19 protein-coding genes are annotated in these 22496 nt (G+C 51.6%); 12 read left to right on the forward strand and 7 right to left on the reverse strand.

Translation table 11 applies throughout. The features are described 5' to 3' along the window. The first annotated feature begins 14 nt into the window (after positions 1-14). The 7 genes from HF324_RS16230 (at position 15) to HF324_RS16260 (ending at position 8246) form a co-directional block, all read left to right on the forward strand. Positions 15-1004: an HlyD family secretion protein gene (locus HF324_RS16230; protein WP_168860277.1), complete on the forward strand. Its 990-nt coding sequence runs from the start codon at positions 15-17 to the stop codon at positions 1002-1004. Further along, positions 1001-2170 (forward strand): ABC transporter permease, encoded by a 1170-nt coding sequence (locus HF324_RS16235; RefSeq protein ID WP_168860278.1) that lies wholly within the window; start codon positions 1001-1003, stop codon positions 2168-2170. The genes HF324_RS16230 and HF324_RS16235 overlap by 4 nt, the downstream gene beginning before the upstream one ends. Further along, positions 2163-3335: an ABC transporter permease gene (locus HF324_RS16240; RefSeq protein ID WP_168860279.1), complete on the forward strand. Its 1173-nt coding sequence runs from the start codon at positions 2163-2165 to the stop codon at positions 3333-3335. Before HF324_RS16235 ends, HF324_RS16240 begins: the two co-directional genes overlap by 8 nt. Before the next feature lies 1 nt (position 3336). Beyond that, positions 3337-4707, forward strand: a complete 1371-nt coding sequence (locus tag HF324_RS16245) for an exonuclease domain-containing protein (protein ID WP_168860280.1) — start codon at positions 3337-3339, stop codon at positions 4705-4707. A gap of 85 nt (positions 4708-4792) precedes the next feature. Next, positions 4793-5722 (forward strand): phosphoribosylaminoimidazolesuccinocarboxamide synthase, encoded by a 930-nt coding sequence (locus HF324_RS16250; RefSeq protein WP_168860281.1) that lies wholly within the window; start codon positions 4793-4795, stop codon positions 5720-5722. A 138-nt stretch (positions 5723-5860) separates the two neighbouring features. After that, positions 5861-7657 carry an ABC transporter ATP-binding protein gene (locus HF324_RS16255; RefSeq protein WP_168803479.1) on the forward strand — a complete coding sequence of 599 codons (1797 nt, stop codon included), beginning with the start codon at positions 5861-5863 and terminating at the stop codon, positions 7655-7657. Between the two features lie 157 nt (positions 7658-7814). Beyond that, positions 7815-8246 (forward strand): DUF3276 family protein, encoded by a 432-nt coding sequence (locus HF324_RS16260; protein ID WP_168803480.1) that lies wholly within the window; start codon positions 7815-7817, stop codon positions 8244-8246. 120 nt (positions 8247-8366) lie between these two features. Here the strand turns inward: HF324_RS16260 and pgi are convergent, their stop codons facing one another. Both pgi and HF324_RS16270 read right to left on the reverse strand, forming a co-directional pair. Continuing rightward, positions 8367-10022 (reverse strand): glucose-6-phosphate isomerase, encoded by a 1656-nt coding sequence (gene pgi, locus HF324_RS16265; RefSeq protein WP_168803481.1) that lies wholly within the window; start codon positions 10020-10022, stop codon positions 8367-8369. Between the two features lie 45 nt (positions 10023-10067). Continuing rightward, positions 10068-10874, reverse strand: a complete 807-nt coding sequence (locus tag HF324_RS16270; protein WP_168860282.1) for a TspO-related membrane protein — start codon at positions 10872-10874, stop codon at positions 10068-10070. A gap of 164 nt (positions 10875-11038) precedes the next feature. Between HF324_RS16270 and prfB the strand changes: the two genes are divergently transcribed. From prfB to HF324_RS16285, 3 genes are all read left to right on the forward strand, one after another. Continuing rightward, positions 11039-12134 (forward strand): peptide chain release factor 2 gene (gene prfB / locus HF324_RS16275; protein WP_168803483.1). Its coding sequence is split into 2 segments (ribosomal slippage): positions 11039-11098 and positions 11100-12134, totalling 1095 coding nucleotides; the frame shifts between segments, so codons are not numbered across the junction. Between the two features lie 102 nt (positions 12135-12236). Then, positions 12237-13868, forward strand: a complete 1632-nt coding sequence (gene pruA, locus HF324_RS16280; RefSeq protein WP_168803484.1) for an L-glutamate gamma-semialdehyde dehydrogenase — start codon at positions 12237-12239, stop codon at positions 13866-13868. Positions 13869-13955: 87 nt separating this feature from the next. Then, the gene (locus HF324_RS16285) at positions 13956-14345 is read left to right on the forward strand and encodes a hypothetical protein (protein ID WP_168803485.1); all 390 of its coding nucleotides are present in this window, start codon (positions 13956-13958) and stop codon (positions 14343-14345) included. Positions 14346-14348: 3 nt separating this feature from the next. Here HF324_RS16285 and HF324_RS16290 read toward each other — a convergent pair whose 3' ends face one another. Both HF324_RS16290 and HF324_RS16295 read right to left on the reverse strand, forming a co-directional pair. Next, on the reverse strand, positions 14349-14864 hold the full coding sequence (locus HF324_RS16290; RefSeq protein ID WP_246269562.1) for a peroxiredoxin: 516 nt from the start codon (positions 14862-14864) through the stop codon (positions 14349-14351). 74 nt (positions 14865-14938) lie between these two features. Next, complete coding sequence (locus HF324_RS16295) at positions 14939-15574, reverse strand: outer membrane protein (RefSeq protein ID WP_168803486.1); 636 nt, start codon at positions 15572-15574, stop codon at positions 14939-14941. Positions 15575-15729: 155 nt separating this feature from the next. Between HF324_RS16295 and pyrR the strand changes: the two genes are divergently transcribed. Then, positions 15730-16260: a bifunctional pyr operon transcriptional regulator/uracil phosphoribosyltransferase PyrR gene (pyrR, locus tag HF324_RS16300; protein ID WP_078672462.1), complete on the forward strand. Its 531-nt coding sequence runs from the start codon at positions 15730-15732 to the stop codon at positions 16258-16260. Between the two features lie 50 nt (positions 16261-16310). Further along, on the forward strand, positions 16311-17246 hold the full coding sequence (locus tag HF324_RS16305) for an aspartate carbamoyltransferase catalytic subunit (protein ID WP_168803487.1): 936 nt from the start codon (positions 16311-16313) through the stop codon (positions 17244-17246). A 63-nt stretch (positions 17247-17309) separates the two neighbouring features. Here the strand turns inward: HF324_RS16305 and HF324_RS16310 are convergent, their stop codons facing one another. The 3 genes from HF324_RS16310 to HF324_RS16320 form a co-directional block, all read right to left on the reverse strand. Then, positions 17310-20648 carry a SusC/RagA family TonB-linked outer membrane protein gene (locus HF324_RS16310; RefSeq protein WP_168860283.1) on the reverse strand — a complete coding sequence of 1113 codons (3339 nt, stop codon included), beginning with the start codon at positions 20646-20648 and terminating at the stop codon, positions 17310-17312. Positions 20649-20721: 73 nt separating this feature from the next. Continuing rightward, positions 20722-21723, reverse strand: coding sequence for a FecR family protein (locus tag HF324_RS16315; RefSeq protein ID WP_168803489.1), 1002 nt, complete (start codon positions 21721-21723; stop codon positions 20722-20724). A gap of 70 nt (positions 21724-21793) precedes the next feature. Further along, entirely contained in the window at positions 21794-22336 is a 543-nt protein-coding gene (locus tag HF324_RS16320; RefSeq protein ID WP_168803490.1) for an RNA polymerase sigma-70 factor, read from the reverse strand. Between the last annotated feature and the right edge of the window lie 160 nt (positions 22337-22496).

The raw sequence follows: 22496 nt of genomic DNA on the forward strand, positions 1-22496 counted from the left end.
AACCGGTCATATACATGAAAGCCGTACTAAAAAATTACTGGGCACTGCTGATACCCCTGGTAGTACTGATCATTGCACTGATTTTTTTCCTGAAGAAGCCGGCCGCAGCGGATAGCACGGTGATCGGCATGGTGGACGCAGATTATGTGGACGTGGCCGCGGAATTCCCCGGCCGGCTGGACAGCCTGCTGGTGCAACAGGGAGATACGGTGAAGAAAGGGCAGCTATTGGGCGTGCTGCGGTCTACCGAAATCAATGCCATCCGCAACCAGGCGCTGGCAGCCATCGAAGCGGCGCAAAGCCAGCTGCAGCTGCTGGAAAAAGGCGCCCGCCCGGAAGCCATCAAAGCGGCCGACAACCTTTATAACATCACACAGGAACAGTATAGGCTGATGCAGAAAACCTATCAGCGCATGGAAAATCTCTTCAACGATGAAGTGATATCCGGGCAGGAAAAAGACCTGGTGTACTTTAAACTGCAGGCGGCCAAAAAGGAAATGGAAACGGCCAAACTGAACATGGACATGCTGAAACAAGGCACCCGCCCCGAGATGCTGCAGGCGGCATCGGCCATCCTCAAACAGGCACAGGAAGGTTACAACCTTACCAAAGCCTTATCTGATAATACCTACCTCCACGCACCCTCCGACGGCATTATCTCTTCTATGGTCATCGAAGAAGGAGAGATCGTGTCTATCGGCTACCCGCTGATGACCCTGCAGAAGCCCAATACGTACCATGTACGGTTCAATATCCGGCAGGATGAGATGAACAGGCTGCCGGTAGGCGCCAAAGCGCGCTTGGAGGTGCCGGGCTGCAGCCCGGAAAAATTTGAGGCGGTCGTCTATAAAACGGCGCCGTCGCTGACTTTCGCAAACTGGATACCGGTAAAGGAAAAAGGCAAATTCGAACTGCGCACCTTTACTGTTGACCTTAAACCTGTTAACCCGTCCGACGTGCAGGGATTGCGCCCCGGCATGACGGCCTCCCTGCAAATGCCATGATACAGGCCATCGTCAAGGTTATGATAAGGGAATGGAAACGCATCGTCACGTTCCCGGTGTATTACATCGCCATGCTGGCGCTGCCGCCGGTGTTGTGTTTGCTGTATGCCGGCATCTATAATAAACATTTCGCGGAAGACCTGCCGGTGGCCATCTGGGATGAAGCTAACTCGCCGCTGTCACGGCAGTTCACCTTTATGCTGGAACAAACGGAGAGCATTCACATCACGCAGCAGGTACAGAGCGAAGGGGAGCTGCAGGCAATGCTGCACAACGGTACCGTGATGGGCGCTGTTCATTTTCCCCGCCGGATGGACGAGCATATCAAAAGCCGGCAGCCGGTGTATATCACCATCTATACCAATGTATCCTACCTGGTGCCGGCGAAACTGTTATATAAAGATGCAGCGCAGGTGCTGCTCACCGCCGCCGCCGGCGTACAGCTGCAGAAGCTGATGAAGACGGGTATGCCTGCAGGAAAAGCCATGGCATTGGTGATGCCCGTGCAGCTGCAGTCGTTTACTTTATACAACCCGCGATACGATTATCAGCAGTACCTCGTGCCGGGCGTGATAGCGGTGGCCATGCAGATGATGATGATCATGGTGGTAGCGCTGGCGCTGAATTATGAACATAAAACCGGGTCACTGGGAACATTATACGAAGCCAGCAACGGATCGGCTTCGAATGCCGTTATCGGGAAAGCGCTTGCTTATCTCGGCGTAGCGTGGTTGGATTATATCATCATCACGCTGATCATTTATCCTTTGTTCGCCTCGGGTGCGCAGTTGTTCAGCTGGGCGCTGTTTACCATCTTTACCCTGCTGATGCTGGCCTGTATCAGCGTAGGCATGATGGTGTCTGCCATCTTCAAGGACCTGTTGCTGGCCTGCGATGTAGGCATCTTCTATACTTCGCCGGCTTTTGTGTTCAGTGGTTTTACGTTTCCGCGCTGGGGCATGCCCTGGTACGATCAGTATTACGCGATGATCATGCCGCTGACACCTTTTGTAGATGCGTTCTTCAAAGTATATTTTATGGACCTGCCGTTGCGTTATGTCAGGCCGGAAATGGCACATATGCTGCTGTTCACCGTGGTAGGGCTGCCGGTGGCCATCCTGCTTTTCCAGCGTACCCTTCAACCTTCAACTGTACAACATGCCTGACAGGAACAACAACATAGGACAGCTGTTCCTCCGGGAAATAAAACTGGTGGCCGGCAATCACAGCCTCCTGCTTACACTGCTGCTGGCACCGCTGTTCTACGTGTTTTTCTACGGCACTATCTACAGTTACAAAGTAGAAGAGAAAGTGATACTGGCCGTTGCCGATGACGACCGTAGCGAGATGTCGCGTATGTTTGTGGAGCAGATGAACAATATGCAGGTGGTGTCCGTGCTGCGGGCTTCTTCGCTGGAAGCCGCACAGGAGCGGATGTACAGGGGGGAAGCGCAGGGGTATTTTTACATTCCCAAAGGCATGCAAAGCAAGGTGCTCTCCCTGCAACAGGCGGATGTGGTGCTGGCCGTGAACGGTGCACGTTTCCTGCCGTCGAGCGAACTGACAGGCGCCATTACCCAGCTGGGCCTCACGATCGGCGCAGGGGTGCGGTTGCAGTACCAGGAGAAGATGGGCCTGAACTCCGCTATGGCCTTGCAGGAAGCGATGCCGGTCAACATAGACTACCGTCCGCTCTACAATCCCCAGGCCAGCTACGGTGGTTTCCTGCTGCCGGTGTTACTCGTGCTGATCCTCCAGCAGACGCTGCTGTTGGGCCTCTCCGGTAGTATGGCCCTGGAGCGGGAGAACGGGGAGATCGGCCGGCTGGTGAAGATGGGCGGGGGATTGTCGGGCATGCTGTACGGCAAAGCTGCTTTCTACCTGCTGCTGTACCTGGCTTACGCTGCGTTTTTTATGACGGTCAACTACCAGGTGCTGCATCTGCCTTTCCGGGGCAGTTACCGGGACCTCGCGGTGCTGCTGTTCCTGTTTATCGTGACCCTCATTCCTATGGCCGTATGGATAGGGACGCTGTTTAAGAGTCAGCTGCTGGCTGCCCAGTTGATGGCCTTTTCTACATATCCATTTTTTCTTATATGCGGCTATGCCTGGCCTTTTGAATCGATGCCGCCGCTGTTGCAGGGGCTGGCGTCCCTGCTGCCGCTGACGCCTTTTGTGAAAGTATACACGTCGGTCGTTCAGACCGGGGGCACGCTGCAGGACCACACCGGATCGGTGATACACCTGGTGCTGCTGTGGGTGTTTTACCTTTTAATGGCATTATGGGGATTAAAACGATTGAATAAAAAGCAACAACCTATATCTTTGTAAGGTGTACGCAATTGTCGATATAGAAACTACCGGGGGCCATGCCAGCGCCAACGGCATCACCGAAATCGCCATCTACCTGTTTGATGGCCGGGAAGTCACACAGCATTACCAGACGCTGGTTAATCCTGGAGTGCCCATTCCTTATTACATAGAGTCGCTGACGGGTATCACCAACAGCATGGTGGCCGAAGCACCACCGTTTGAAGCAGTGGCGCCGCTGATCCATGAACTGCTGCACGATAAAATTTTCGTGGCGCACAACGTCAACTTTGATTATTCGTTTGTGAAGCACCACCTGGCGGCCGCCGGGCTGGACCTTCAGTGTAAAAAGCTGTGTACCGTCAGGCTGGGGAGGAAGATCTTCCCGGGACTACCGTCCTATAGTCTTGGCAATCTCTGCCGCCATCTGGAGATACCGATCAACGGCCGTCACCGCGCGGGCGGGGATGCGGAGGCTACGACAAAGCTTTTCTCCCTGTTGTTGCAGCATGACAAGGAAAAAGCTATCGCCGGCGCGCTGAAAGCGGGCTCGAAAGAACAGTTCCTGCCGCCCAACCTGCAGCCGGAAGTGGTGAAGCAGTTGCCCGAAGTGCCGGGCGTCTATTATTTCCATGACCTCAAAGGAAAGGTGGTGTACGTGGGGAAAGCCAAAGATCTGAAAAAGCGCGTCAACAGCCACTTTACAGGGCATAGCGCCAGCCGTCAGCGGCAGAATTTCCTGCGTACCGTCTGTAATATCACTTACCAGGAAACCGGTACAGACCTGATGGCCTGTATCCTCGAATCGGTGGAGATCAAGCGACTGTGGCCGGCTTTTAATGCGGCACAGAAGCGGGTGGAGTTCCGTTATGGTTTTTATCTTTTTGAAGACCAGGAAGGATATCTGCGCCTCGTCATCGAGAAGAAGCGCAAGTTCAGCCACCCGGTGCATGCCTTTAACCTGCTGATAGACGGTCACCGGCTCCTGCGGGCGTTGATCCGGCAGTTTGAGCTGTGCCCCAGGCTCTGTTTTCTGCAGAAAGGAGGGGGCACCTGCGCCGGAAAAGCAGCTGCCACCTGCCATGGCGCCTGCGAGAAGCTGGAAGCGCCGGAGGCTTATAATGAACGGGTAAAAGCGGCGATAGCCTTCCTGCAGGAACAACAGCCTTCCGTGGTGATACTGGACAAAGGCCGCAACACCGGCGAACAAAGTTGTATCCTCATGGAGAAAGGCCGGTTCTATGGCATGGGTTACGTGCCTGTTCACCTGCAAACAACGGATGCCGAACTATTAAGGCCGCACCTGACACAGTACCCCGAAAATGAAATCATCATCAGTTTATTGAGACCGTATGCCGGTGCGGGGCAACAGTTGGCATCTTCCCAAAAATGAAGGACGGAAAAAAATTGAAATCATGCGATCCATGGTTTACTTTTGCACGCAAATCAGTGATAACTCATTTTTAATTTCATAATTCATGTTAGATTCAAATTTCAAATTTCCGGGTCAGACCGCCTTCTACAAAGGGAAAGTACGTGATGTATACACCATCGAAGACAGACTGATGGTAATGGCCGTAAGCGACCGCATCTCTGCGTTCGACGTCGTTCTGCCCCGCCCTATTCCTTACAAGGGGCAGGTACTGAACCAGGTAGCCGCTATCATGCTGGAAGCTACCAAAGATATCGTGCCTAACTGGGTGAAGTCCACCCCGCTGCCGAATGTAACAATAGGTTTGAAATGCGAAACGTTCCCCGTGGAGATGGTGGTACGTGGCAACCTTACCGGCCATGCCTGGAGGACCTATAAAACCGGTCAGCGTGTACTCTGCGGCGTTACCATGCCGGAAGGGATGAAAGAAAATGATTTCTTCCCCCAGCCGATCATTACACCTACCACCAAAGCGCACGAAGGTCATGACGAGGACATTTCCCGTGAGGAAATCATCGCGCAGGGCCTGGTGAGCAAAGAAGACTACGAGCAACTGGAAAAGTACACCCTCGCCCTGTTTGCGAGAGGTAAAGAGATGGCGGCAGAACGCGGCCTGATCCTGGTAGATACCAAATACGAATTCGGAAAAATCGGCGATACTATCTACGTGATCGACGAAATCCATACACCGGACTCTTCCCGCTATTTCTATGCAGAAGGGTACGAAGAAAACCAGAAAGCCGGCAAGCAGCAGAAACAACTGAGCAAGGAGTTTGTGCGCGAATGGCTGATGGAAAACGGATTCCAGGGCAAAGACGGCCAACAGGTGCCTGAAATGACCGACGAGTTCATCAACAGCGTGAGCGAACGTTATATCGAGCTGTTTGAAAACATTACCGGCCGCAAATTCGTGAAAGAAGATGTAACGCCGGAAGCAGCAGAAGCGAAAATCATCGAAGCGCTGAAACAGTTGTAATTACGAATTACGAATTACGAATTGAGGGCTTTCTTGTAGTCAGGTTAGTTAATAACCGAGCTATGGGGGAGCCCTCAATTCGTAATTCGTAATCCGTAATTCGTAATTGAATGCTATTTTTGTGGCAAAACTTTCCGATTGAAACATCTAGCTGCGCTTAATAAATATTTCCTGGCCAACAAATGGCGCCTGATCCTTGGGTTGCTGTTTACGGCGATATCCATTGTCTTCAGCGTTTTTCAGCCTATCATGGTGCGCCAGATCTTTGACCTGCTGTCGCACAACCTGGACGAGTACCGGCTGCTCAGCGATACCGGTCTGAAGAGCGCTTTCAGGTCCAATTTCTCCCACATCCTTGCTTTTTACGGGGTGAGCATATTGATCTTCGCCCTGCTGAGCGGCTTTTTCCTGTTTCTCCAGCGGCAAACGCTCATTGTGATGAGCCGGCATATCGAATACGACCTGAAGAACGAAATCTATCAGCACTACCAGAAGCTGGACCTCAACTTTTTCAAGATGCACCGTACGGGGGACCTGATGAGCCGTATCACGGAGGATGTTTCCCGTGTACGCATGTACGTTGGCCCGGCGATTATGTATGCCTCCCGCACCCTGTTTTTGATTGTCATCATCGTTTACCTGATGCTGGAAGTAAATCCGCTCCTCACGCTGTATACCTTGTCGCCGCTGCCTTTCCTGGCGCTGACGATCTACTATGTGAATAAAATCGTTCATCGTAAAAGCGAGAGAATACAGGCGGAGTTGTCGAACATTACATCCATCGCACAGGAGTCGTATTCCGGTATCCGGGTAATCAAATCCTATGTGCAGGAGGAGGCCAGCGGCCGGCATTTTGAAAGTGCCAGCGAAGCCTATAAGCTCAGTTCTATCAGCCTTGCCAAAACGGACGCGTTGTTTCAGCCTATCATGGCCCTGATGATAGGTCTGAGCGTGATACTTACTATTTTTATCGGGGGCTACCAGGTTATCGAGGGGAATATCACCGTTGGCAACCTTGCTGAGTTTGTGATCTATGTGAACATGCTCATGTTCCCTTTCCTGTCTATCGGGCTGGTGGCAACGATGACACAGCGTGCCGCCGCCTCACAACAACGGATAAACGAATTTTTAAAAATCGAGCCGGATATCAAAGACGAGCCCACAGCCCGTACAGTGCAGCTGGAGGGAGCGGTGCGGCTGGAGAATGTTACGTTCACTTATCCGCATACCGGTATTACCGCGTTAAAAAACATCCATCTGCAGATAGCGCCGGGCCAGAAGGTGGCTGTGATTGGCCGTACCGGGTCCGGTAAGAGTACGCTGGCACAGCTGCTGATACGCATGTACGACCCGCAGCAGGGCCGGGTAATGCTGGATACGCACGATATCCGGTATATGCACCTGGAGCAGCTGCGCAACCAGATCAGTTATGTGCCCCAGGATGTGTTCCTTTTCTCAGACTCCGTTGCCAATAATATCCGCTTCGGTGATCCTGCGGCCAATTTGCAGGCAGTGCAACAGGCGGCCCGGCAGGCTTCGGTGGAGAAGGATATTCTCGGCTTCAGCGAAGGGTTTGATACTGCGATAGGAGAGCGGGGCGTAACCCTCAGCGGTGGCCAGAAACAACGTATTTCCATCGCCCGGGCGCTGGTCAAGGACCCGGACATCATGATCTTTGATGACTGTCTCTCTGCCGTGGACGCCCGTACGGAGAAAGAGATCATCGGCAACCTTTATGCCTATCTGAAAAATAAAACAGCGGTCATCATTACCCACAGGATCTTCTCCCTGTTTGAGTTTGATAAGATCATCGTACTGGATGAAGGCAGCATCGTGGAAGAAGGAACACATGAAGAATTATTATCATTGAATGGTTACTATGCTGAACTGTACGCAAGACAGCAATCCGGTGACGAAGAAAGTGTAACTGAATAACAATCACACTCTTGTATAGTCTCTGCCACGGCCTGTTACAGCCCGGTTTTATGATTTTTCAAAATCATTTAAAAATATTTTGATATTTGTAAAACAATAGTATATTTGTTCCTTATTGTAACAGGATTTGATTCGTTAACACTTAAATCTATCAACTGTGGCGTACGAAAACACCAATCAACAGGAAAGAAACAATGATAGCATCTTTTCTAAACGATTGAAAGCGGGCAAAAGAAGGACATACTTCTTTGATGTAAAGACCACTCGGGGAAACGATTACTTTCTGACCATCACAGAAAGTAAAAAACGTTTTAATGACAACGGTTATGACAGGCACAAAGTATTCCTGTACAAGGAAGACTTTAACAAGTTCCTGAACGCGCTGACCGAAACCATCAACTACGTTAAAACTGAGTTGATGCCCGATTTTGATTTTGATGCCTACAATCACGATTATGTGCAGGAAGACCAGGACGAAACAGAAGGCGACAGCGAGGTAACCCGTACCGCTGAAGTAGTTGCCGCTGCAGCTCCGATTGCGGCGTCCGCCCAGGCTTCACATAGCGCTGACGAGGTAGACAAATGGTAACTGTGATTCCCCTGATTTCCGCTGATTACATGATGAAGGAGTCACCGTCGTATTAAGTTATAAAAGAGCATCGCCCACTGAACTTTCAGTGGGCGATGCTCTTTTATGTATGGCCTTGCACTATTGTTTTCTCAGCGCCTTGTAGGCATTGATCAGGCCATTCGTGCTGGCGTCGTGGTTAGCGATGTAATCCTCATTCTGCAGCTCCGGAAGAATTTTGCCGGCCAGTTGTTTGCCCAGTTCCACGCCCCATTGATCGAAGCTGTAGATATTCCAGATAACACCCTGTACAAAAATTTTGTGCTCATAGAATGCGATCAGCATACCCAGGGAACGCGGCGTGATCTGTTTCAGCAGGAAAGAGTTGGACGGACGGTTGCCGGTAAACACTTTATATGGCAGCACCCGTTTGATCTCTTCTTCGGAAGTGTTGGCTTTCTGCAGTTCCGCTAACACTTCTGCTTCGGTTTTGCCGTTCATGAGCGCCTCCGTTTGTGCGAAGAAGTTAGACAGCAGCTTTACATGATGGTCACCGATAGGGTTGTGGCTGATGGCCGGTGCGATAAAATCGCATGGAATGAGCCGGGTGCCCTGGTGGATCAGCTGGTAGAACGCATGCTGGCCGTTGGTACCGGGCTCGCCCCATACGATCGGACCGGTTTCGTACTGTACGGGGGTGCCGTTGCGGTCCACATGTTTACCGTTGCTTTCCATATTGCCTTGCTGGAAGTAAGCCGCGAAGCGGTGCATGTACTGATCATAAGGCAGGATGGCTTCTGTGGCGGCGCCGAGGAAGTTGCCGTTCCAGAGGCCTACCAGCGCCATGATGGCGGGGATGTTGCGGTCCAGCGGCGTCCGGGTGAAGTGGTTGTCTGCCGCATGTGCACCGTTGAGCAGTTCCGTGAAGTTTTCATAACCGATGGTCAGCGCAATAGACAGGCCGATAGCGGACCACAGGGAGTAGCGGCCGCCAACCCAATCCCAGAATTCAAACATGTTATTGGGATCGATGCCGAAAGCCGTCACGGCTTTTTCATTGGTGGACAACGCCACAAAATGTTTGGCGACAAATTTTTCGTCTTTGGCATGTTCGAGGAACCAGTTACGCGCGGTATGTGCGTTGGTCATGGTTTCCTGCGTGGTGAATGTTTTGGACGCGATGAGGAAGAGGGTTTCGTCAGGTGTTACCTGCTTCAGTGTTTCCACGATATGCGTACCGTCCACATTGGACACGAAGTGGGGCTGTATGCCCGGCTTCCAGTAGGGCTTCAGCGCTTCGGTCACCATCACCGGGCCCAGGTCGGAGCCACCGATGCCGATGTTGACAATATAACGTATAGGCTTGCCCGTATAACCTTTCCATTCTCCGGAGTGTACCTGCCGGCAGATATGGTCCATCTTGTTGAGCACGCCCAGTACGTCCGGCATTACGTCGCGGCCGTCGAGCATTACCGGTTTGCCGGAGAAGTTGCGCAGCGCGGTATGCAGCACGGCGCGGTTTTCCGTGAAGTTGATCTTCTCCGCACCGAACATCGCCTGGATGGCGCTATTTACGCCGCATTCATCGGCCAGCGACAAGAGCAGGGCGCGCGTATCTTCTGTGATCAGGTTTTTGGAATAGTCGAACAGGGTGTCTTCCAGTTGAAGCGAAAACGTTTTGAAACGTTCCTGGTCTTCCATAAACAAGGCACGCATCTGTACCTTTTTCATTTCGTCGGCATGTTTCAACAATGCCTGCCACGCTTTGGTGGCTACTGGACTGGTAGATGGAAACATATAATAGCTTTAGTTAATTGCGCATCAAAAATAATCTTTTACTTTTTAAGATCTGGGTTTCCTGTATAAATGCCAGGAAATTGCGATGGCGATAATACCTATAGCTATGATGCAACTGTGGATGATGGGTTGTTGTTCGGGGATACCGGCTTCCCGTCTTTTCACAACGATACCGTAGAACGCCCATACCGCTACCAGCGCATGCAGGATATTGTTACGCCGGAATATCATCCCTATGCTGATCAGCGTGCCCAGCGCGATCATGCTGATGGTCCACCATACCTGGAAGGTGACGCTGCCGGTCCACCCCGCATACACCAGCAGGGTAGTGATGTTGGCAAGCGTGGCGATGCTGATCCATCCGAGATAAATACTGAAGGGCACATGGATAAACAACTTCTCCGCCATGCCGGGATTACTGCGGCCAATGCCGAAGTTCACATGAATGATAAAAAGCGCTGCAAGCAGAATCAGGATGAGCCCTACGGTGACCGGTATCAGTTCGTAATGCCAGGCGAAAAGCCAGGTAGCGTTTACCACGCAGCTGATCAGGAACCATTCCTTCATGGCGCCCATCAGGCGTGCCAGCGTGGCGGGACGTTTGCCTGAGAAAGCCAGCCATAGCTGATAAATCACAAAGCACGACAATGAAAGGTAAATAAGGCTCCAGATAGAAAAGGTGAAACCCGCCGGTGCAAAGAGATTGGGGTATTCATCGGATATTTCCCCGGTATTTTTACCGTTGATGGGCAGCAACCATGACAGCGCATTGGTGGCTATCATAAGCACAAAAGCGAGGGTGTTGAATACCGATTTGTTTTTATAGTGAAGGGTTTCATGGGCTACCATCATTGTAATAGGAACTTTTTTTAATATTATTTGAAAATATTACCGATGTGGTTTCCCGCTCCTGCTGCAAAAATTATGCTAAAGGTATGTTAAAGGATCGCAGCAGCGTTCCGTAGAATTGTGAATACATTAGCAGAATTGCACATTTTTACATACATTTGCCCGCTATGACAGCAGAGCAACTTAAAGCTATGAGGGACCGTCTTTATGTCCTGGGAGGTTTTCTTTAACGTCCCTGACCGCATAGCTAAAATCGAAAACGACAAACAACTGAGCCTGGCCCCCGGATTCTGGGATGATAACGCCAGGGCGACTTCTATCCTGAAGGAAATTAAGGTAAACAAATATTGGGTAGACCTGTACGACAATGTGCATACCGCCATTGAAGACAGCAGCGTGCTCAATGATTTCTTTAAAGAAGGAGAGGCAACGGAAGAAGAGGTAGAGCAGGCCTACAGCACTGCGTTGACCGCTTTGGAAGACCTTGAGTTCAAATCCACCCTGAACCAGCCGGAAGACGAGATGCCGGCGGTATTGACCATCAACTCGGGCGCCGGTGGTACTGAAAGCCAGGACTGGGCTGAAATGCTGCTGCGCATGTACCGCATGTACGGTGAAAAACAGGGATGGAAAGTATCAGAAATCGACACGCAATACGGCGATGGCGCCGGCATCAAATCCGCCACCCTGGAGTTCGACGGCGATTTTGCCTACGGACACCTGAAAGCGGAAAGCGGTGTACACCGGCTGGTACGTATTTCGCCCTTCGACTCAAACGCCCGCAGGCACACCTCTTTCGCTTCCGTGTATGTGTACCCGTTAGTGAACGACACGATCGAGATCGCCGTTAACCCTGCCGACCTGGAATGGGAATTCTACCGGTCGGGCGGTAAAGGCGGACAGAACGTGAACAAGGTGGAAACAGCCGTGCGCCTGAAACACATCCCTTCCGGCATTATCATCGAATGCCAGCAGGCACGTACGCAGGGAGAGAACCGCGAAAAAGCGCTCACCATGCTGAAATCACGCCTGTACGAAGAGGAACTCAGGAAACGCGAAGAGCTGAAAAACGCCGCCAATGCCAACAAACGTAAGATCGAATGGGGCTCCCAGATAAGGTCTTATGTGTTCCATCCTTACAAAATGATCAAAGACCACCGTACCGACTTTGAAGTGGGTAACGTGGGACCGGTCATGGACGGTGAGCTGAACGGTTTTATCAAGGCTTACCTGATGATGCAGAAGGAAGAGGACAATAATTGATAATGATAGGTAAATAATTAATAGGTTTCTGCTGCAAATTTGACCGTAAATTTGCAGCGGAAACTTTTTTTGTTAATAGATACACCAACAAAATCTGAGGAAATGAATACAGGATATTTTCAATACGCTGCACCTGCTAATGAGCCCGTGTTGAGTTATGCACCCGGTTCCCCGGAAAGAGCTGCGCTGAAAAAGCAATTGGCAGCATTTAAAGCTGAAGTGGCAGATATCCCGATGTATATCGGTGGTAAGGAAGTCCGTACCGGCAACACGGTAGACCTGCGCCCGCCGCATGAAATCAAGCACAAGTTGGGTCATTTTCATCAGGGAGACGCTTCCCACGTGAAAGCAGCCATCGCTGCCGCACTGGAAGCACGTGAGAAATGGGCGAATATGGACTGGGAAACACGTGCCGGCATCTTCCTGCGCGCTGCCGACCTGATCGCTACCAAATACCGTTTCCACATGAACGCGGCCACCATGCTCGGTCAGAGTAAGAACGCCTACCAGGCTGAGATCGACAGCGCCTGCGAACTGATCGATTTCCTCCGTTACAATGTACACTTCCTGAGCGAAATATACCGTCAACAGCCGGTGAGCGCCCCGCTGACCCACAACCGTGTGGAGTACCGTCCGCTCGAAGGTTTCGTACTGGCAGTAACGCCTTTCAACTTCAGCGCCATCGCCGGCAACCTGCCTACCTCCGCTGCCATGTGCGGTAACGTAGTGGTATGGAAACCTGCCAATACACAGGTGTTTGCAGCGAATATGTTCATGAAAATCATGATCGAGGCCGGTCTGCCTGAAGGCGTGATCAACCTCGTTTACGCCGGCGGCCCGCTGATCGGCGATATCTGCTTTGCCGATCCTCACTTTGCCGGCATCCACTTCACCGGTTCCACCGGCGTGTTCCAGACCATGTGGAAAACCATCGGCGAAAACATCCACAAGTACAAAACCTATCCGCGCATCGTGGGTGAAACAGGCGGTAAAGACTTCGTGGTGATACACAAATCTGCCGATGTGGACACCTCCGTGACCGCACTCGCCCGCGGCGCCTTCGAATACCAGGGCCAGAAATGCTCTGCCGCCTCCCGTGCATACATACCAAGCAATCTTGCCGACCAGATAAAATCCAAACTGGTTGCTGAACTGAAAACCATGAAAATGGGCACCACAGAAGACTTCAGCAACTTCATCAACGCCGTCATCGATGAACGCTCTTTCGATAAGATCGCTCAGTACATCGACAACGCTAAAAATGATCCCAAAGCGAAAATCATCGCCGGCGGCAACTACAACAAATCTGAAGGTTACTTCGTTGAACCTACTGTCATCGAAACCACCGATCCTAACTACGTGACCATGTGCGAAGAGATCTTCGGCCCCGTATTAACGATCTATGTTTATGACGGTGAAAAATTTGAAGACGTCCTGCAGACGGTAGACAGCACCTCCGAATACGCCCTCACCGGCGCTATCATCGCGCAGGACCGCTACGCCGTGGAACTGGCCACCCGGAAACTGGTGAACAGCGCAGGCAACTTCTATATCAATGACAAACCTACCGGCGCAGTAGTAGGCCAGCAGCCCTTCGGCGGCGCCCGCGCTTCCGGCACCAACGACAAAGCCGGTTCCATGCTGAACCTGTACCGTTGGCTGAGCGCCAGAAGCATCAAAGAAACTTTCGTTCCGGCTACCGACTACCGGTACCCGTTCCTGAAAGAAGCATAAAAACTTCAAATGTTCATGATAAACAAAGGCGATGAATGTTTATTCATCGCCTTTTACTTATTTTGTAAATGAAACAAACGCCCGGACATGGAGACAGGAAAAGAAGCCGTCAGCACGATCGCACAACAATACTTCGGAGAACCGCATAAACAGTGGCGGGTGGCCGACCTGGAACAACGCATCATCGCAGGCGGTTATGCCCCGCAGGAAGCGGCGCAACAAGCAGGCCTGGCTTATGACGCCTATTTCCGTCAGCAGCTGAAGAAAAAAGGCACCAAGGTGCTGATATTCCTGGTATTAGCGGCGGTTTTCCTGGTAAGAATACTCATGATGGCAGATAAAATGGGGAACGTGAAAGAGCTTTCCGTCTTCCTCGCACTCACCGCCTATACCCTTGTACAGGGACTTATCTGGAGCATACACCTGTTCCAGCTCAAAGAAGAAATCTCTTCTTTCAGGGACCTGCGCAAGCTCTGATCCTCACATCTTTTTTAACGCTGCCAGCGCTTCTTCCACATGTTTTTCGCCGTCGCGGAGACTATTGAACGTATGCACTACCGTACCGTTTTTATCGACGATATAGGTGACGCGTCCGGGGATCACAAATGTTTTGGGCACGCCAAACAGTTTGCGGACTTCGTTTTTGGTATCACTGAGTAAAGTGAAGGGGAGGTTATGGTGGGTGGCAAAGCTTCTGTGAGAAGCCACATTATCTGCGCTGATACCGATCACCATGGCGCCATAACGCTGAAAATCCTGGTAGGAGTCCCGGAAAGAACACGCTTCTTTCGTACATACGCTGGTTTCATCTTTCGGATAGAAATAGATGACGAGGGGCTGCTTGCCCAATACGGTGCTGATATCAAATGTTTTCCCGTTTTGGTCCTGCAGACTGAATACCGGGACTTTATCCCCGGTTTTGATCTGTCCTTCGGCAGATGGACCCCAGAATTGCAAAAAAGCGGCCATGGCAATGATTAGCTTGAGTGTTTTCATACCAAATTATTTGGTACGCCTAAAGTACGACAGATAGCGGGAAATCAGTGTAACTAATTTCCCGCTGTTGTTTTTTAGAAGTGGAAGTTGATCCCGAGCATAACATTGTTTAACCTGAAGTCTTTAAACAGCCCGGCCTCTGAAGAGGTGGATTTTGTGCTGCCCACTTTGGTCGTACGTACCCCTGCGGCAAAGACAGATCCCATGTTCGCCGTCAGCGAAAAGGACGGCGTTAAATGAAACAGCAGGCCGGGGGTTATCGAGAGATTGTAACCGGAGGTCTTTTGTTCTCTGTAGTGAAGACCTGTAACCGGCTCTGTATCGGCGTCAACCCTGCCGAAATTTGCGAGGGCAGCACCGTCTGCGTATACAGACAGGCGGCTGTTCCAGATAGGCTGCTCGTACCGGACAAATGGGCCCACATTCCAGCCGCTGTTTTTAGACGGAATAGTGTTGTCGCTTGTATTGGAGCTGTATCCTCCCAGAATGCCGATGGCCCAGCGCTCTTTAAAGTAATAACCGTAGGCCAGCGAAATATTTACGTAGTGGGACGAATTTTTGCCGATAGCACCGGTGCCTGTTTCGTAAATATCATTACGGTCGGCATATCCGGCGCCGACACTGATAAAATTCTTCTTTTGTTGGGCAAACAACTGACCGCTGCCAAGGAAAGCGGCAGCTGCCAGTACGGGAATGACAATTTTTTTCATAAAACGGGATGATTGAATATAAATTTGTTGCTATATAATCGAAATCTTTCACGCAGAAAAATGAAAGATCCTGATATTTATCTTGCGGCTTTCTGATATTCATCTTTTTAAGTGTAGCATTAATCCGTATTTTTGGCGACTAAAAGCGTATAGTTTTGAAGACCATACTAAACGGCAAACAACTGGCTATTACGATAGACAGGCTTTGCCATCAGCTGATCGAGAATCATTTGCAGTTTGAGAATACGGTGCTGATAGGCTTGCAGCCACGTGGCATCTACCTGGGAGACAGGATTTATGAAACATTGAAAAAACTGCTGCCGGGTACTGCTATCCATTATGGCAAACTGGACATCACATTTTACAGAGACGATTACAATAAGGGCAAAACACTCCATGTGCCCAGTGAAACCAACATTAATTTCTCCATAGAAAATAAAAAGGTGGTGCTGATAGACGACGTATTGTACACAGGACGAACGATCCGTTCGGCGCTGGATGCCATGCTCGACTTCGGCAGGCCGGCCTCGGTGGAACTGCTGGCGTTGATAGACCGCCGGTTCAGCCGCCAGCTGCCCATTCAGCCCGATTATACCGGGCGCACCATCGATGCTCTTATTTCCCAGAAAGTAAGGGTATTATGGGAGCAAAGGGATGGGAAAGATGAAGTCATTCTGGTTGATTAACATAAACCGGATTTTTCAATTCAGATTTCACCCTTTATATTTGCACATTAATGTCACTTTCTGTAAAACACTTACTCGGAATTCGCGATCTGCAGCGCCAGGATATAGAACTTATTTTTCAAACAGCCGACCAGTTTAAGGAGGTTTTACAAAGGCCGATTAAAAAAGTTCCCACGCTGCGCGATACTACCATCGTTAATTTATTTTTTGAGAACTCTACCCGTACCCGCATTTCTTTTGAACTGGCGGAAAAAAGGCTGGGCGCAGATACCATCAATTTCTCTGCTTCCGGTTCCTCCGTGTCAAAAGGAGAGACGCTGATCGATACGGTCAACAACATCCTGTCCATGAAAGTGGACGTGGTGGTGATGCGTCACTCAGCCAGCGGTGCGCCGCATTTCCTGTCGCGCCATATACAGGTGCCCATTCTGAATGCAGGCGACGGTATCAACGAACATCCCACACAAGCGTTGCTTGATGCTTTCTCTATCCGGGAAAAACTCGGCAGCGTGGAAGGAAAGAAAGTCGCCATCTGTGGTGATATCATGCACTCCCGTGTGGCCCTTTCCAATATCTACTGCCTGAAGAAACTGGGCGCAGAAGTAACTGTGGTAGGTCCGCCTACGCTTATTCCCAAACACATCGCCGCCGCCCTGGGCGTCAATGTCAGCTACAATATCCGGGAAGCGTTGCAATGGTGCGACGTGGCCAACGTGCTGCGTATCCAGCTGGAAAGACAAAATACGCCGCTGTTTTCTTCCCTGCGGGAATACTCACTGGCGTATGGCGTCAATCGCCAGCTGCTGGACAGCCTCAATAAAGAGATCCTGATCATGCACCCCGGACCTATCAACCGTGGCGTGGAACTGAACTCTGATGTGGCTGACTCCGGTCAGTCCATCATCCTGGACCAGGTAGAAAACGGCGTAGCAGTGAGAATGGCTGCTTTATACCTGCTGGCAGGTAAAAAACAAGACCTTCAATAAAGCGCACAAACGATACTGACTGAACGAAACAGGCCGTCTCATTTGAGACGGCCTGTTTCGTTATCAGAAGGAGGCATTCAGCCCGATAGTATAAGAACGGAAGAACGGATATACGTTACCGTTATAGCCACCGGCCTGTTCCGGATCATAGTAACGGATCTTCATCCTGGTACTTTCCCATAGGTCCTGCCCGGAGAAATAAAAGCGGAGGTTCTTGACGGGGACGCGTTTCAGCCATGCCGCCGGCAAATTGTAACCCAACTGCAGGTTCTTCAGCCGGATATAAGCGCCGTTCATCACCCAGTGACTGGAGGGGACCGTGTTTTGTTCATCATGCAGATAGAGGCGTGGAAACAACGCATACGGGCGCTCCGGCGTCCAGTAGTCCTGGTTGATGTCCCAGGGCTGCTGCCAGCCATCGGTAAACGGAATACTGTAACGGGGATCAGGCATGACCTTGCGGTTGCTGACGCCCTGGAAAAAGATAGAGAACTCCAGGCCTTTCCAGGAGAAACCGGCATCGATGCCGTAGGCCAGCTGGGGGTCGGTGCTGCCGAGGTACACCAGGTCGCGGTTATCGATCTGGTGGTCGCCATTGATATCCCGGTATTTGATATCGCCGGGTGCTGTGCGGGCGCTTTGGAAAGCGTGCTGCTGTACATCGCCGGGCGTCTGGAAATAGCCGTCTGCCATGTAACCAAACAGCGAAGCGTAAGGATAACCGGGGATGCCCACATTCCAGCCGGCTTGTGGTGTTACGCCGTCGTTGGCCAGTACTTTCGTCTGATTGTTAAACAGGTTGGCGTTCAGGTACCAGGTGAAAGGCCCGTGACTGCTCCGCCAGCCTGCATTCACTTCCCAGCCCCACGCCCTCATTTCCCCGGAGTTGAAACGCAGCGGCCATGCGCCCTCCGTGGAGGACAGTTGCACCGGTATGCGCATATCGCGGTTGTGTTTCACAAAATAATCTGCGGAGAGGGTGAGCCTGCCGCGGAACAGGGTGGCGTCCCAGCCGTAGTTGTAAGTCGAGATATTTTCCCAGCCGGATGCCTGCGGAACAGGGTTTTTATAGACAAAAGGCGTAAAGGGACGGTTGTACCCAAAGGTGAAAGTGCTCAGCCGTTCGTCGTTGTCAATGTTGTTCCAGCTGTTGACATTACCCAGTCTTCCCCAGGACCAGCGAAGTTTGAATTCATTGAAAAAATGGAAGGTGCGGTAAAACCACTCCTCATTGTTGAGCCGCCATCCGGCAGAGAAGGAGGGGAAGGCCTGCCATTGTTCCATCGCCGGGAAGGCGCTGCTGCGCTGTGACAGGCGGCCGCCGATCAGGTTGGCCTCCAGCAGGTAGCGGTTGTCGTAGTTGTAGTTGAATTTGCCGAACAATGACAGCAGTGTGCCGTTGGTAAAGCGGGTCATGCTGTATTGCGGCGCCCCGTTAAAATTATAGGCGTTGACGTTATCCGGAGGAAGGTCGTAAGAGGCCGCCGTATATTGGTCGGTGTTATAGGTCTCCTGCGTATAGCCGCCAAGTATATGAATGTTGTGCTTGTCAAGCCTGGTGTCATAATCAGCCAGCAACTGGAGGTTGCCGCCTTTGCCCTGCAGTTTGCTTTTCTGCAGCAGGCTGTGCTCCTGGAGCGCTGCCACCGGGGCCAGCTGGTTCCATAGTGGGATACTGTTGCGCCCGAGGTTGTCGTGGAGGGTGTGTTGTTGGGGACTGTATACCAGCCGCAGGGTGAGACCTTTGGCCAGCAGGCTGTCGGCCCGCAGGGTGAAAACAGCGTCGATGTAGTTGTTTTTTTCCTCGCGGATACCGCCGTCGTGCAGCATAGCATAGATGGGTGCGCCGCCGAAAGCGAAGTGCGCTGTGCCGGGCACAAAAACAGGGACGTTGCCTGGTCCGCGGTAAAGTCCTGCCAGCAAGCCTTGTGGCCCTTCCACCGGTTGAGATGGGGAGAAGGTATTGGTTTGCGCGTAGGACAGGCGTGTTTCGAGACTGATATGTTTGCTGAAGCGGTTGTTGAGATTGAAACGGGCATTCAAACGGCGGGTCCTGTCGGGGCCTTCCACGAAGAGTCCCTGCCGGCCGAAATAGCCGAAGGAGGCGGAAAACTGGTTCAGCGAATCGCCGCCTTTAACGGAGAGGTTATAGTTCTGTACGCTGGTTTTCTTTTTGGAAAGCAGTGACAGCTGGTCGAAGTTATAGTAGTAACGATAATAGCCGGGTTTCGTATAGTCTTCTGCGTAATAGTTCCCTTTTTCCATCAGCGCTATTTCACCGGGTTGCCATGGCGCAAATCCGCCGGCGTTGACGGTGGCTTCATTCTCCATGCGCGCCTGTTGGGCGGAGGAGAGGCGGTGGGGGATGCGGATGGGAGTTTCAAAGCCAGCCAGGGTATTGAAGTCGACAGCCAGTTTACCGGGTTTGCCGGTGCGGGTGGTCACCAGCACTACGCCGCCGGCGCCGCGCGCGCCATAGATGGAGGCGGCGGAAGCGTCTTTGAGGATGGAAACGGATTCAATATCATCGGGGTTCAGGACGGCCAGCGAGCCGGGGACGCCATCGATGATGACGGGGGTATTATTGCTGCCGGAGTTGACGCCGCGAACCTGTAGGTTAAAACCTTCTTTACCGGGCTGGCCGTTGCTGCGGGTCACCACCAGGCCGGTGGCGGTGCCTTGCAGGGCAGCCATTACATTGGGTACCGGCCTGCTTTTGAGCCGGGCACCGTCTACCTGTGCAATGGCGCCGGTGATGTTGGCGCGTTTTTGCAGGCCATATCCGAGTACGACGAGTTCGTTGAGTTTTTTAAGATCGGGTTGCAGGGTGACGGAGATATTATGCCGGTCGCGCACGGCGATTTCTTTGGTTTCGAAGCCGATCAGCGACACGGAGAGGACGGCTTGCCCGGAAGCGAGTTCCACTTTGAAGCTGCCGTTTTCACTGGTAGCGGTACCGTTGGAGGTGCCTTTTTCCCGCAGGGATACGCCGCTGAGCGGTTCCAGTCCGTCCGTCACGACGCCTGTCACGAGCCAGCGGTTGCTGTTGGCCGGCCGCTCGCTGGTAACGGGCACTTCGGCGTGTACTGCATTCTGTGGGATGACGATGATTTGTCCGTCTCTGATTTCCACTTTATAGCGGGCAGTGGGGAAGAGCTGACGCAGCACATCCTGGAGGAGTGCATGGTGTACATGAATGCTGACGCCTTTGCGGGTTTCCAGTTCATCGGTGGAGATGGCGAAGGTGTAGCGGGTTTGTTTTTCGATGTCACGGATAACTGTCTTCAGGCTGGCATTGGCATATTGCAGGGAAATTCTTTTCGGTTGGGCATCAGGGGTTTGAGCGGCTGCGGGGGAGCCGGTAAAAACCAGGATAACAAAATATAAAAGGAAGACAGGCACGCACCTAGACCTGGTATAAGAGCGCGGCGCCTGTAGCATAGCATGCTGCATAAGCAAGAGGGTCGGGCGCCGGTTAGTAGATTTCTACCAGGTTGTCTTTACGGGTGATATTGATTTGAAGTGTTTTCCGCATAATGTCCAGCACTTCCTCCAGCGGCATATTGGGGAAGGTGGCCAGCAGTTTTTTGTCATTCAGCTGCTGGTTGCTGATGTCTACCTGTACATGGTAGAAGTCGGACAAGGCAGCAGCTACTTCGGTGAGCGGAGCGTCATCGAAGGTGAGGGTCCTTGTTCTCCAGGCCAGGATGTTATTGTTTTTCTTATAAAACCGGGTGTCGATGGTGCTGCCATGGCGGGCGAGAGACGCTTCCTGACCGGGTGTCAGGATCACTTTTTTATCGGTGCCCTTGCCTTTATAGGCGGCGCTTACTTTCCCGGACTGTACGAACACTTTCACGCCGGAGCCGGCTGCTTTTACGTTGAAGGCGGTGCCCAGTACCTCTACTTCTACGTCAGGCGCGTCTACGGTGAAGGGGAGGGCATCGTTTTTCACGACGTCAAAGAAAGCTTCTCCCTTGTCTATTTTGATGTGGCGGTTGTTTTTGCCAAAGGTGCGGGAGTAGCGTACAGTACTGTGTGCATTGATATATACCATAGAGCCGTCCGGCAAGTGGAGGCTGTCAAGGTTCTGTGCGGTGGTGATGGTTTTATAGCTGCCGGGGCCGAACCAGGTCCAGGTAAGGCCGACGGCGAGTACGGCAGCGGCGGCCCACCAGTAACGGCCTTTCATCTGAAAGACGCGGGTACTGCGGGGGGCGGCAGGTGCAGCGGTGTTGTCGGTAGTGGTGGATGGCAGGGCGTCGAGGGTTGCATTCAGTTGTAGCCACTGGCCCTGGGTGTCGAAGGCAGATGCTGCCGGGAGCGGATCTCCCTGCCACATCGCTTTCATATCCAGAAAAATATCCAGATTAGCGGTGTCCTGCTGTATCCAGTCATTGAGCTGCTGTTTATGCTGCTCGTTGTCCGGATCTTCCAGGTAACGGATCACTATATCTATATCAGTTTTCTTATTCATGGCTACTTATTAACTATACAATCGGAAAATGTGTTACCATTAGTGGAACCCAAAAAAAATCCTGGTTGTTTTATTCTTTGTTGATCAGTACCACCCGCAATTTTTTCAGTGCGGTAGTAAGGTGGGCATATACCGTATTAATAGAGATGTTCAGCTGTTCTGCGATTTCCGCAGGGGACAGGCCTTTGAGGCGGCTCATTTCAAAGACGCGGCGGCATTGGTCCGGCAGCTTATCGAGGGCCGACCGGTACTGGGCTTCCAGTTCCTTGTGTTCCAGCATGGAATGAGAGGTCTCCGCAGGAGCGGCTGTGAGTAACTGTTCCTTTGCGTATACTTCTTTCCGTTGTTCTTTTTTGATGCGGTTCAGACAGGTGTTGACAGTAGCACGGGCCAGGTAATGATTGATGGGGGCCCTTTCATCCAGGTTTTCCGCACCTTTCCACAAATTGAGGAATACATCCTGCACCATGTCGTTGGCATCATCTTCATCTTTTACATAGCGAAAGGCAATATTATACATGGAAGGAGCGAACTGCTTGAAGACTGCTTCAAACACCGCTTTATTCCTGCTTCTGATGCCTTTTACTATTTCGTCGTTACTTAGTTGCAACATGCTTTGATCTTTTGTTTCCGCCAGTGCGAAGATAAATTTTAATCACTTCGCATTCAGTATTTCCGGAATTTTTTGTCTTTAACATTTCTTTCACTAATGGTAAGCGCATTGTCGAATGTATTGTTAGTATACAGCCGGTTAATGAATTGGTGCAGTATCG

Source organism: Chitinophaga oryzae, assembly GCF_012516375.2.
Classification (GTDB): domain Bacteria; phylum Bacteroidota; class Bacteroidia; order Chitinophagales; family Chitinophagaceae; genus Chitinophaga; species Chitinophaga oryzae.